7 protein-coding genes are annotated in these 12,784 nt (G+C 63.1%); 1 reads left to right on the top strand and 6 read right to left on the bottom strand.

The window, feature by feature from the left end; all coding sequences use genetic code 11:
• Positions 1-48 precede the first annotated feature (48 nt).
• From B058_RS0108015 to B058_RS0108030, 4 genes are all read right to left on the bottom strand, one after another.
• Complete coding sequence (locus B058_RS0108015) at positions 49-8,964, bottom strand: glycoside hydrolase family 94 protein (protein WP_018507955.1); 8,916 nt, start codon at positions 8,962-8,964, stop codon at positions 49-51.
• Between the two features lie 372 nt (positions 8,965-9,336).
• Positions 9,337-9,624 (bottom strand): hypothetical protein, encoded by a 288-nt coding sequence (locus tag B058_RS16650; protein WP_157265680.1) that lies wholly within the window; start codon positions 9,622-9,624, stop codon positions 9,337-9,339.
• 17 nt (positions 9,625-9,641) lie between these two features.
• Positions 9,642-9,908, bottom strand: coding sequence for a translation initiation factor IF-1 (gene infA, locus B058_RS0108025; protein WP_026240747.1), 267 nt, complete (start codon positions 9,906-9,908; stop codon positions 9,642-9,644).
• 306 nt (positions 9,909-10,214) lie between these two features.
• Positions 10,215-11,309 (bottom strand): mechanosensitive ion channel family protein, encoded by a 1,095-nt coding sequence (locus B058_RS0108030; protein ID WP_018507958.1) that lies wholly within the window; start codon positions 11,307-11,309, stop codon positions 10,215-10,217.
• A 132-nt stretch (positions 11,310-11,441) separates the two neighbouring features.
• Here B058_RS0108030 and B058_RS0108035 point away from each other — a divergent pair, with 132 nt between their 5' ends.
• On the top strand, positions 11,442-11,900 hold the full coding sequence (locus B058_RS0108035) for an outer membrane lipoprotein (protein ID WP_018507959.1): 459 nt from the start codon (positions 11,442-11,444) through the stop codon (positions 11,898-11,900).
• A gap of 131 nt (positions 11,901-12,031) precedes the next feature.
• Here the strand turns inward: B058_RS0108035 and B058_RS18155 are convergent, their stop codons facing one another.
• Together B058_RS18155 and B058_RS18160 are read right to left on the bottom strand one after the other, a co-directional pair.
• Positions 12,032-12,169 carry a carbonic anhydrase gene (locus tag B058_RS18155; protein WP_018507960.1) on the bottom strand — a complete coding sequence of 46 codons (138 nt, stop codon included), beginning with the start codon at positions 12,167-12,169 and terminating at the stop codon, positions 12,032-12,034.
• Between the two features lie 102 nt (positions 12,170-12,271).
• On the bottom strand, positions 12,272-12,607 hold the full coding sequence (locus B058_RS18160; protein WP_211208665.1) for a beta-class carbonic anhydrase: 336 nt from the start codon (positions 12,605-12,607) through the stop codon (positions 12,272-12,274).
• Between the last annotated feature and the right edge of the window lie 177 nt (positions 12,608-12,784).

Here is a 12,784-nt window from a genome sequence, read left to right on the forward strand (position 1 = left end):
GGGTAACCCCCGGCAACCCGTCTCATTCCAGTCCTTCAGGTTGCCAGGTTATCGATGCATTTCGGGCTGGATCATGATGCGCACGTCGGCCGTGTGGTTTTGGCGATCGTCGATCAGAGGGATGGTCCCGTCGGGATGTTCTATCCCATCCACCGTCACGTGCATCGCGCCGTGCTGCGCAGCATCGTCGGTCTGCGTCTGCGACACGGCGATATGATAGACGGTTTCCCGATAACGGTAATGCAGCTTGAATGCCTGCCAGTCGGCAGGCAGACACGGGGCGAAATGCAGCTTGTCCACGTCCAGCCTGAGGCCGAGCAGGGATTCCACGATCAACCGGTACATCCAGCCGGCGGAACCGGTGTACCAGCTCCATCCGCCCCGGCCAGTATGTGGTGAAACCGCATACACGTCGGCGGCGACGACATAGGGCTCGACCTTGTAGACCGCCACGCTCTCCGCCGATTTGCCATGATTCACCGGATTGATCATGGCCAGCAATTCCCACGCGCGCTGGCTGTCACCCAGGGCGGCAAACGCCATGACGGTCCAGATCGCGGCATGGGTGTATTGTCCGCCGTTCTCGCGCACGCCGGGAACGTAGCCCTTGATGTAGCCCGGGTCCATGTCAGCGGTGTCGAATGGCGGGTCGAGGAGCTGGATCAGCGCATGGTCGCGCCGCACCAGATGCGCATAGACGGCATCCATCCCCATGCGCGAACGTTTGGCGTCGCCGGCGCCGGACAGGACGGACCAGCTTTGCGAGATCGAGTCGATCCGACATTCGACGTTGCCCGCCGAGCCTAGCGGTGTGCCGTCGTCGAAATATGCGCGGCGGTACCAGGCGCCATCCCAGGCGTTCTGCTCGATGCGCTGGCGCAGCTGTTCGGCTTCGGTCCGGCACTGAGCGGCAAAGGCCCCGTCGCCCTTCCGTTCCGCCAGTTCGGTGAAGCGCGTCAGCACGTCGTACAGGAAGAAAGCCAGCCAGACGCTTTCGCCCTTACCGTGCAGGCCCACTAGGTTCATGCCGTCGTTCCAGTCGCCGGAGCCGATTAGCGGCAGGCCATGTTCGCCAAAGCTCAGGCCGTGCCGGATGGCTCGCACGCAGTGCTCGTACAGGCTGGCCGACTCGGCGGCGTGACCCGGAAGATCGTAATACGAGTCGTCCTCGGGGCTGACCGGGCGGCCTTCGAGGAAGCCAACGGATTCGTCCAGTACGCCGGTATCGCCGGTACTCAGCACGTAACGGCACACCGCCAGCGGCAGCCACAGGTAATCGTCGGAACAATGGGTACGTACGCCCCGGCTCGTCGGCGGATGCCACCAATGCTGCACATCTCCTTCGACAAACTGATGTGCGGCGGAGAGCAGCAATTGCTCGCGTACGCGTTGCGGCTCGGCGTGGATCAGCGCCATCACGTCCTGCAACTGGTCGCGGAAACCGAAGGCGCCGCCCGACTGATAGTAGCCGCTGCGTGCCCACAGTCGACAGGCTAGCGTCTGGTAGACCAGCCAGCCGTTGGTCAGCACGTCGAGCGCCGGGTCCGGAGTTTCCACCTGGACTGCGCCGAGGCTGTGGTTCCAGTACTGCCACACCGCTTCGAGCGCCGCGTGCGCGGCGGCCGATCCACGGAATTGACGCACCAGCTTGCGCGCGTCGCCGCCGCCGCGCCTGCCGGCCTGGCCCAGGCGGAAAACGATTTCGCGCTCTTCGCCATCGGCCAGATCGAATCCTATCTGGATCGCGGCGCAGGGGTCGAGTGCCGCGCCCGTCTTGCCGGAAAGCCGCATACGCCCCATCGCCGCCGGATTCCTGAGCGAGCCGTTCCGCCCGATGAACTCGGCACGGTCACAACTGATCGTACGGCGGTTTGACTCATCCGCATCGAAGAATGCAATGCGGTCGGCGAATTCCGTGTTGTAGGGGTTGCGCGCGAACAGCGCACCGCTGTCGGCATCCATTTCGGTGGTCACGTGCATGGTCGATTTCGGTCGCAAATCACCCAGTACCCACTCCACGTAGCCCGTCGCTGAAAGCTGCCGCGGGCGGCCCGAGACGTTACGGACTTTCAACATCGAGAACTTGACCGCTGCATCCAGGGCCACGTAAACCCACAGTTCGGAGACGATGCCATCTTCGGTATGCTCGAACACGCTATAGCCGAATCCGTGGCGGCTGACATACGCATTGACGCCGCGGGCCGGCAGTGGCGTGGGTGACCAGAAATGGCCGGTTTCCTCGTCCCGCAGATAAAACGCTTCGCCGCCGGCATCGGACACCGGATCGTTGTGCCAGGGCGTGAGACGATATTCGTGTGCATTCTCGCTCCAGGTATACGCCTGGCCGTTCTCGGAAATGACCGTGCCGAAATGCGGGTTCGCCAGCACATTCACCCATGGCGCGGGGGTCACCTGCTCGGCCGTGGTGGTCACGACATACTCGTGCCCGTCCGGGGTGAATCCGCCCAGCCCGTTGTGCAGGATGAGGTCGCGCGACGGCAACGGATTGTCGGATGGCGACTCGGCGCGGTACGTGCGGGTCGGCTGCAGGCGTGGCATGCGCACATCCCTCAGGCTGCGGCGGTTGATCTGTTCTGCCAGCGTACCGCGGCTGTCGCTGAGGATGACGCGTGCGACCGACTGGAACAGGATGCGATCTTCGTTCGATATCTGTTCCGCAGATCGCACGAAGATGCCACCCGGCCGGTCGATGACATGCGCTTCGACCCCTGCCGCAATCAAACCGATAATCTGGTCCTGCAGCACTTGACGGTAACCGGCCCGGTCTTCGTTCCAGATTACCAGGTCCACTGCCAGACCTTTCAGGCGCCAGTAGGCGTGCGCCTGCACCAGTTGCCGCACCAGTTCGATATGGGCGCCGTCTCCGATCTGCAACAGCACGATGGGCAGGTCTCCGGAAATGGCGTAGCCCCACAAGCCGGATTGGCCACGGCGATTCTGCAACAGAATACTGGCGTCGGCGCGCAGCGAGGCGTGGGCATAGATCACGGAATTGGCCAAGCGTCCGTAGAGTTGCGCGTCGGCTTCGCTGGCATTGAGCTGGCGCAACACCACCTGGGCGTGCGTCCAGGCCAGATCGAAGACGCGGTCCGCGAGCCGCCGATCCTGATATTTTTCGACCAGCCCCAATGCAGCATCGCGGGTGTCTGCCATGCCGCTCACCATATCGATGGCGATCGTCTGATCCGGATCGAGCGTGACGGTGTAGCGGATGGCGACAATCGGATCCAGCACCGATCCCTGGCTGCCCGACAGCACGCCCGATGGCATGTTGCCCAGTGCTTGGGGGGCGGCGACGGTGTGGCCGCGGCCAATGAATTGCATGCGATCCGTCTCATAGGACACGGTATCGATGGCTGCGCCGTGCGCTGCCATCAGGTGGAACATCCACGGCGTGGGCTCGGTTCGCGAGCGCGGCCGACGCGTGCAGAGTATCGCGTGGCGCTGTTCGACGATTTCGGTCTGCACGAACAGATTGCTGAAGGCATGGTGCAGCGCATCGGCGGCAGGTACGGACAGCACTACCTCCGCGTAACTCGTCACCGCGATGGTGCGGCGCGTGGGGGCGCGGTTGGTAATGTGTACGCGGCGCAGTTCGATGTCGTCTTCCGGCGATACCACGATATCGGTATGCGTCTCGAAGTCTTCGTCGCGACGGCGGAATTCTGCCCGGCCTTCGGAGAAAATCACTTCGTAATGCTGTGGCTGTTTCAGCGTCGGTTGATATGCGGTCGACCAGACTTCGCCGCTGCGCTCGTCGCGCAGATAACAGAACGTGCCCCAGGCATCGCACGTCGTGTCCTCGCGCCAGCGGGTGACGGCGAGATCCTTCCAGCGGCTGTAGCCGCCGCCGGCGTTGGTGATCATGACGTGATAGCGGCCATTGGACAACAGCTGTACTTCCGGCGTCGGGGTATTGGCGCTGCTGAACACGCGTATCGGTGCTTCCACTGCAGCGGCAGTCGGACGGATATCGGATAGCTGGGCGGTCTGCGGGAACAGCGCCGTGGCCCTGGGAACCCGCTCCTGGAGCAGCAGCAAGGTGGCCTGGAACAGCGGGTCCGACTCGAAGCGTTTCTGCATCGGGCGATCCAGCAGCAGATAGGCAAGCGAGAGCAGGCTCATTCCCTGGTGATGCGCCATATAGGATCGCACCACCGCTCTCGATTCGCCGCGTCGTTGCCGTGACGGGGTGTAGTCGACGGCTTCATAGAAGCCGAATTTTCCTTCCAGTCCTTCTGCGCTGAGCCGCTGCAGGTTCAGGCACGCGGCTTCGGGCGCCACCATCAGCGCCAGCACCGTGGCATAGGGTGCGATGACCAGATCGTCGGCGAGCCCGCGTTTGAGTCCCAGGCCGGGCACGCCAAATGCCCGGTACTGGTAGTTGAAATGGACGTCGACCAGGTTGTAGCCGGATTCCGACATGCCCCACGGAACGCCGAGTTGCCGCCCGTAGTCGATCTGTCGCGCCACCGCCGCCTTGTAGGTCTGGTCGAGCAGGGTGTTGTCAAAGTTGGGCATCACCAGGAGCGGCATCAGATACTCGAACATCGAGCCGCTCCACGATAAAAGTACCGGTTCACCGCCAGCGGTTGTGAGCAGGCGCCCCAGGGCAAACCAACTCTCTTGCGGGACTTGCCCCTGCGCAATCGCGACGAAGTTGATCAATCGCGCTTCCGAAGCCAGCAGGTCGTAGTAGCTCGTGTCGCGCCGCAGTTCGTCTACGTTGTACCCGATCGCCAGCAGGCGCGACGTCTTGTCGTACAGGAAGTCATACGCCATGTTCGCAAACGCACCTGCTTGCTGCGCAAGATGTTCGATTGTCGCAATCCGTTCGGATGCGCGCTGGCCAGCCAGCGTGATGCATTGTCGAAACGCATACAGCCACTCGCGTTCGGCCGGCGTCGGGGACGCGCCGAGTCGACGCTCGATGGTCGGCATGCATCTGTCCTCGATGCGTGCCAATTCCCGCAAGGTCGGGATGGCACCGAGGCCGAGATCCTCGCCGAGTTCGTCCGGTGCGGCCGGCAGTAACAGCCAGGGTGCGAGAAACGACAAGTCGTCGAGGGCGGCATGGCATTGCCTCGCCAGCGCCCGCGCCCACCAGCCCATATCGCTTTCGGAGGTGGTCTCGGAGAGGACGGCGCTGGCGTGATCCAGGGTCGGGTGGTGCGCGGAATCCTCATCTGCCTGCAGGTACAGCGCGGTGTCCGCATGCCGTCTTTCCTCGGCCGGTCCGTGTGCACCCTCGGTTGAAGTGGGCTTCCGCAAGACGGCCTCGGGGCTGTCGGCAAACTCCGACGCGCGCTTTGCCAGCTGGTCGAGGTACTGCCATGCCAGCGCGAGCGTGGTGGGACCCGATTGGCTTGCTGCCTCGATATCCGCCTGCAATCGGGCAAGCAGTCCAGTTGGGTGACTTCCCGCAGCCTCCACCAAAACCCTCAGCGTGTCGTGCAACCCGTCGAGCCACGGTGCGCCCACGATCCTGTCATCGGCAAGTGCGAGCAGGCCCACCCGCAAGGTCAGCAGGTGGCCTGCAAGGTTGCCGCTGTCCACCGTCGAAACATAAGACGGATGCAGCGGTTGCAGCGTTTGCGTGTCGTACCAGTTGAAGAAGTGGTTGCGATACCGTGCCAGATTGTTCATGGTGTCGAGCGTATGTGCCGTGCGCTCTACAAGTTGTCCGGCCGGGATATAGCCGAAGTCGTAGGCCGTCAAATTCGCGAGCAGCGCCATCCCCATGTTGGTTGGCGAGGTGCGATGCGCCACGGCGGCGCCGCGATATTCCTGATAGTTGTCGGGCGGCAGCCAATGATCTTCCGGGCCGACAAATGTCTCGAAGAATGCCCAGGTCTTGCGCGACACTTTCCGCAGGAAGACGGTCTGCTCAGGTGTCAGCTGCGCTTCGCGGCGCGCGAGCGGCTGCCCGGTCCACCAGACGATCGCAGGCGAGGCCAGCCACAGCAGCAGAATTGGGGTAGCCGCCAACACCACCATGGGCTTGAACAGTAGGAGAAAGAGTAGGGTGACAAGGGCGATCGACGGGGCGATCCACATTGCGCGCAAAGCGGCGGCGAAGTCGGTGCGATTGCTGCGTGCTGCCTCGCCTGATGGATTCCATTCGAGCAGCCGGCGGCGGTTGAACAGCATGCGTCCGATCGTGCGTCCGATCGCGTCGAGGCTGAACCAGGCTTCGAAGGGCAGGCAGGCCAGGGCGAAGGCCGCCTGCATCAGGCGCTGGCTGGCCGCGTCGAGCATGGCGGCCAGATGCTGGCCCGGCCGGACCTCCTGCGGCTTGTGGAAGAGTTCCACCACCGAGGCAATCAGAGGCGGGATCAGGAAGATGCCAATTACTGCCAGGGACCATAATCCAGGCGAGTCGAGCATCGTCCAGCCCAGCAGCAGCAGCAGCGTCACTGCCATGGGCACGAGGCTGCGCCGCAGATTGTCGAACAGTTTCCATTGCGATAGCCACGACAGCGGGTTCTTCAGCCGGCGCTTGCCGGGCCCGGGGACACGCGGCAACAGCCATCCTGGCAATTGCCAATCGCCGCGTATCCACCGATGACGGCGGCTCACGTCCGTGCTGTAGTGCGCCGGGTAATCCTCATACAGATGCACGTCGCTCAACAAGCCGGCACGCACATAACAGCCTTCCAGCAGGTCGTGGCTGAGAATGCGATTCTCGGGAAAGCGATCGTTCAGCACCCGCTCGAACGTGTCCACCTCATAGATGCCCTTGCCGATAAACGAGCCTTCACCGAACACGTCCTGGTAGACGTCCGAGATGGCACGGGTGTAGGGGTCGATGCCTGGCTCGCCCCCGTTCAGGCGCGCGTAGCGCGTGCGGTTTGTGCCTGCCAGGCTCACGCTGACGCGCGGTTGGAGAATGCCGTAGCCCTCGCTCACGCGCTGCAGTTTTTCGTCGTAGCGAGGACGATTCAGCGGATGCGACATGGCTCCCATCAATTCGCGTGCAACGTCGCGCGGGAGCTGCGTGTCCGTGTCCAGGGTGATGACGTACTTTACGTCCAGAAGGCAGGTTGTATCGCCTACGATGCGCGAGAACCGTTCGCCGGCCTTATCGTGGGTGTCGCCGCGCAGCAAGGCATTCAGGTCGGCCAGCTTGCCGCGTTTGCGTTCGTAGCCCATCCAGACACGCGCCTGCGGATTCCAGCGGCGCGGACGGTGAAAGAGAAAAAACAGGCTCGTTTCCCCGCCATATTTTTCGTTCAGCGCCTCGATGCGAGTCTGCGCCAGTTGCAACAGTGGTTCATCCCCCGCCAGCATTTCTTCGTTCGCATCGCGAAAATCGGTCAGCAGGCCGAAATACAGATTGCTGTCCCGATTCGCCAGAAAGCGCACTTCCAGCGCCTCGACCAGGTCGTCGACGTTCTGGGGATCAGTGAGCATCGTCGGCACGACGACCAGCGTCCGCGATTGCGCGGGAATCCCTGCGGAGAAATCCATGCGTGGCAGCGGCTGCGGCGGCACCCACAAGGTCGCCACCCAATTCACCAGGGTGTGCGCCAGCTGGCTGGTGGACAGCAGTGCCAGCAGACCGATCGGCAACAGCCAGTCGAGGGATACGTCCTGGGCATGTGCCATTGCCAACAGGCCGGCGCTGAAGAGCAGCGTGAGCAGCGTGATTGCACCGAGATACACGGCCAATGGACGCGGCTTCACCAGATTTGCGAGCATGCCCGCAGCAGAATGGCGCATCTGCGACCGCGCTTCGAGTGTGTCCAGGCCCCGGCCAACCAGGTAATAGCCGACATGCGTCATGCGCGCGTCGGCTTCCGGCTGCACGGCCTGCGCTTCCTGGGCGAGCTGGATCGCGCGCCGGGCCACCTCGACCTCCGGGAGCGGGCTCCGCTTCGCGATTTTTTCGATCGCATGGCGATAACGGTCGCGGCTGGCAAAGTCCATCCCCGCGTAGGCACCGGCGGGATCGTCGCGCAGGGTTCGCTCGACAATACTCATGGTTTCGACGAACTCGCGCCAATCCATCGCGCCCAGGAAGCGCAGGCTGCCGATGCTGTTGCTGATCGAAACCTGGTCGGCGGCCTGCTGCTGGTTTCCCGATTGCACCAATTGCTCGATGGTCTGTCCCGACTCGGCCAGAACCTGCTCGATCCAGGTCAGCGGCAATGCAAGAGCAAGGCCCTGCCCTTGCAGCCGGCGCGTGAATTCCGATACGAATGGGGTCGACATCGGCGGATGCGAGCGCGCCATGTCCGCGATCACCAGCACCAGGCTTTTCGGATCTTTCTCCGCGGTGGCCGTCATCAGTTCTGCCCAGCTGCTTGCGATATCGCGGTCTACCCGTCCGGCGGCGATACGAACGGCAACGCGACGCAGGTTCTCGATCAAGGCCAGCCGCAGCATGATGGGGATGGCCCACAACTCGCCCAGCTTGAGCGGGCTGACTGTCTGATAGGCGGCGACGAAACGGCTGAGACTTTCTGCGTCCACCCGGCCGTCGCCGTGCGAAATGACTTCCAGCGCGATGTCATACACCCGCGGTAATCCAGCCGAAGGGCCATTCATCAATCGCGGCAGTTCCCGGCTGTAGCCCTTGGGGAAGTGGCGCCGGGCGGTGCGGATCTGTTCCTCGACCAGATAGAAGTTGTCGAGCAGCCATTCGCTGGCCGGCGTGATTTGCTGGTTGGCTTTTACCGCAGCCGTGAGCCGGCCGCAGACGCCGATCAGGATCGCTTCATTCGCCGCCAGACGCGGCAGGATCTGATCGTGCGGGCGTTCCTGCGTCAACGTGTGCATGGCAGCGAGCCGCTTGCCCCGCTGCTCCATCTGGTCGGCATTGAACAATTCCGCGCGTAGCGGTGGCTCATCGAAGGATTGCTGGATGGGGGTGCCGCCGTCGCGCAGGTTTGCTCTGAGTTGGAGAATGCAACGGGAGAAACGACTGTCGCTGGTTTTCATGTGGTGGAGCATCCCTTACCGGTAAGCCGATTCCTGGATGGACCGGGCAGCGGCCCCATGGGGAAACGGCTGCCAGGGTTCGTCCCTTCTCGACTGCGACACAAACTCGCCGTCCCCCGAATACGCGACCTCGCGGGCCGAGCAGATGGGCGGATTGGTCAGGAGGATCGATCCTCCTGTATCAGCATAGTGCAATGCGCATCCCGCACCCCACCCCTTTCTCGTATGGCGAACCGCTCCAGCAAGCACCGCCGCCCGACGGCTATGCCGGGATACCGCGAACCACTCACGGCCGGATGAGGAGAAACTGGGGTGAAGAGGGTTTGCCCGGAAGTCCGACGCTGTGATTGGCGGGTTCGATTGTGCGCAGTGTCAAAGACTCCACGGTTTGGCCAGGTTCCAGCCGATGCCACGGCAATAGGTACAGGGCGCGCTGTCGCGTTTTCCGGTGCCGTTGCAGCTCGTGCATTGTTTCCAGCAGGCGTCGCGCGTGGCGACGGCAACGATGCCGCTGCAGCGCGCCCCGCGCCGGATGCGGATGCAGCGCTGGCCGACGGATTCCTTGCGGTAGGTGATGGCGCCGCAGGCCTTGCAGACGCCGACAGGATGCGGCTTGGCGACTTCGCGCACAGGAGTGGTGGGCGAATCGGTTTCATGCATGACCGCCTGCCCTTGCATCAGTTGAATTTTCTGAACGTGGCCGGCCGTGGCGCCTGGACGTGGGTGTCCTTGTGACGGAAATTGATGCGGCCCTTGGTGAGATCGTAGGGCGACATTTCGATGGTGACCTTGTCGCCGGCCAGGATGCGGATGCGGTGCTTGCGCATTTTGCCGGAGGCGTAGGCGGTGATTTCAAAGCCGTTGTCCAGCGTGACGCGGAAGCGGGTTTGCGGGAGGACTTCGTTGACGACGCCTTCCATTTCTACAAGTTCTTCTTTTGCCATGGCGTGATTCCTCATGATGACCGGGGCACGATGGAGCCGTGCGCTGGCATGGGTGGATAGGCGAAAGATCGCAGTGGAACTGCGGCAGCCGCGCCCGGGCGCGCGGTAATGATGCCAATGAGGAAAGCCGACAGAGTGCCCGCTGGGGGCAGGAGGAGACTGACCAAAAGACCAATTCGTCAGGCCAGTATGAGGAGCAGGGCACATCTTGGCAAGGCGGGTGACCAGCCTCCGCGGCTGGACTGGGCTGCAGGCGAGCACGTGGTCCGCGTTGCCCGGAAAAGCCGCCACGAGCGCCGCGTGCCGCTAATTGGCCGCGGCTTCTGCGGCGGTGGATTCGAGGTGCACGGTACGGGTGGGGAAGGCGATCTCTGCGCCATGCGTCCGGATGATGGCCGCGATTTTCAGCAGCACGTCCTGCTTGACCTCGTGGTAGTGCACCCACTCGACGGTTTTGGTGAAGGTGTAGATGAAGAAATCCAGCGACGACGCAGCAAACTGGTTGAAGTTGACGATGAGCGTGGCATCGGTGTCGATCTCGGGGTGGCCCTGCAACATGGCCTTCACGTCGGCGACGATGGGGGCCATCTTGTCGAGGTCGACATAGCGGATGCCGATGGTTTCCTTGATGCGCCGGTTGGTCATGCGGGTGGGATTTTCCACCACGATGGTGGTGAACAGCGCGTTGGGCACGTAGATCGGATTCTTGTTGAAGGCGCGTACGCGGGTGTGGCGCCAGCCGATGTATTCCACCGTGCCCTCGATCTGGTGGTCAGGCGAGCGGATCCATTCGCCCACAGTGAACGGCCGGTCCAGATAGATGGTGAGGCCGCCGAAGAAATTGGCCAGCATGTCCTTGGCAGCAAAGCCGACGGCGATGCCGCCGATGCCGCCGAACGCCAGCACGCCGGACACGCTGAATCCGAGGTTCTGCAGGATGACCAGCACGGCCACGACGATGATCGAGACCCGTCCCAGCTTGGAGAGTGCGTCGATGGTGGTGGAGTCCACGCCGCGTCCCGTTTCGACGCCGCGGACGAGGATGTTGCGCGAGGCCTGGCTGATCAGTCGCATCAGGAACCAGGCCAGTGCGACGATGATGAGGGTATTGCGGGTCGGCAGAACGAAATCGAAGACCGGAGTGCCGAGATGCTGATGCACGATCTGGATGGCGTAGGTTGCGCCGGTCACCCACAGGATGAGCGTGAGGGGTTTGCGCATGGCCTTGATCAACGCGTCGTCCCAGACGGTTGCGGTGCGTGCGGCGATTTTTTCGATGCGACGCAGCAGGTAGTGGGCGCCGATGTTGAGCAGGGTGACGGCGCCGAGGATCGTCAGCACCTGAGGCAACCACGACGAGGCAAGGAAGTCGAGACCGATTCGTTGGATCAGATCGTTCATTGAGGGTGAAATCAGGATAGGAATGTCTCTCGGGATTCTATTGGAAAGCAGTGCATCAATCTTCCCGAACCACGCGCGGGCGTGCGGCGGTTTCCTATACTGAACCCTTAGGGAAAATTTGAGGAGTCGAACATGAACCAGAGGATTGCATTGCCGGTCTTGTTGTCGCTCGCCTTGATCGGGGGCTGTGCGGAGATGGGCAGCCTGGGCGGAACGAAATACGGTGAGACCGGGGGCTCGGTCGCGAGCCAGTCGGACCGTAACGGGACCATTGCCCAGTTGGAAAACATCCAGGTGGACGACAAGTACAAGCTCGGGGTGGGTACGGCCGTAGGGGCGGTGGCGGGCGGCCTGCTTGGCTCGGGAATGGGCGACAGTACCACGGCCACGGTGGCGGGTGCGGTGTTGGGCGGTGCGGCAGGTACCTATGCCCAGAGCAAAATCGCTAAAAAGGAGGCACAGCGAGTCACCGTTGACATGGTAACCGGGGGGCGCGTCACGATTACGCAGCCGACGGATGGCCGCCTGCGGGAAGGCATGCGCGTGCGCGTTGAGGGCAGCGGCGAGAACGCCCGGGTGGTACCGCGATGAGAAAGTGGTGGGCCTGAGGCGGTTCTTGAGGTGGCCTCGTCAAAGGAGCGGGTTGCCGCCCACACGATACGTCCGGCACGCGGTGAGGCGGCGGAAGGCTGTGTGCCAACCGCCGCCGCCGCCCACTGCTGCTATCGCGCCCGGCCCGCCGCAGTGGCGGCCGGCACCTCGACCAGTTTGCCGCTCTTCACGTCGTAGATGTAGCCGTAGATGGGGATGTTTCCGGGTACCAGCGGATGGGCGCGGATGCGTAGCACGTCTTCGAGCACACTCTGCTCCTGATTGGGAATAGTGAGCCAGCTGATGTGCTCGCCTTCGGGCGATCCGCCGCCGCCCGCATCGTGCCAGCCGCTGGCGTCGACGGGCGGTCTTCAGACTGCTGCGCAGCAGCTTGCGCATGACCTCGTCGGTGAAGGTCTCCTGCCGCAATCGGTGTGGTGGATGACGAACCACTCGCGGGTACCCAGCAGCTTGTAGGAAATGACCAGCGAGCGGATGGCGTCATCGCTGGCGCGGCCGCCGGCATTGCGGATGACATGGGCGTCGCCCTCCGCGAGTCCGGCATATTGGGCCGGATCGAGGCGGGCGTCCATGCAGGTGAGGATGGCGAAGTGTCGGCCCGGCGGCATGGGCAGGCTGCCTTTATTGCCGAAATTGGATGCATAGCGCTGGTTGGCGGTCAGGACTTCATTCACGACGGTACTCATGCTTGTCTCCTTATCCACGCCGCGATGACTGGATCTGCGGGGGCGTCGCGGATTCGGTCCGCCGCGTCGATTGGCTTGCCTGGGTGGGTGAAGGTCGCCAGGCAGGTGGAAAATTCGAGAACCCAGTATAGGAAACAGGCAAGCGGACGAATCAAGAGGCGGGCTGGTCGATATGGC

Origin of the sequence: Thiobacillus thioparus DSM 505, assembly GCF_000373385.1 — a bacterium.
GTDB classification, from domain to species: domain Bacteria; phylum Pseudomonadota; class Gammaproteobacteria; order Burkholderiales; family Thiobacillaceae; genus Thiobacillus; species Thiobacillus thioparus.

Excerpts from the sequence above, each read along its gene's own strand:
- B058_RS0108015 (WP_018507955.1), bottom strand. The coding sequence starts at position 8,964 with ATGAAAACCAGCGACAGTCGTTTCTCCCGTTGCATTCTCCAACTCAGA.
- B058_RS16650 (WP_157265680.1), bottom strand. The coding sequence starts at position 9,624 with ATGCATGAAACCGATTCGCCCACCACTCCTGTGCGCGAAGTCGCCAAG.
- infA (WP_026240747.1), bottom strand. The coding sequence starts at position 9,908 with ATGGCAAAAGAAGAACTTGTAGAAATGGAAGGCGTCGTCAACGAAGTC.
- B058_RS0108030 (WP_018507958.1), bottom strand. The coding sequence starts at position 11,309 with ATGAACGATCTGATCCAACGAATCGGTCTCGACTTCCTTGCCTCGTCG.
- B058_RS0108035 (WP_018507959.1), top strand. The coding sequence starts at position 11,442 with ATGAACCAGAGGATTGCATTGCCGGTCTTGTTGTCGCTCGCCTTGATC.
- B058_RS18160 (WP_211208665.1), bottom strand. The coding sequence starts at position 12,607 with ATGAGTACCGTCGTGAATGAAGTCCTGACCGCCAACCAGCGCTATGCA.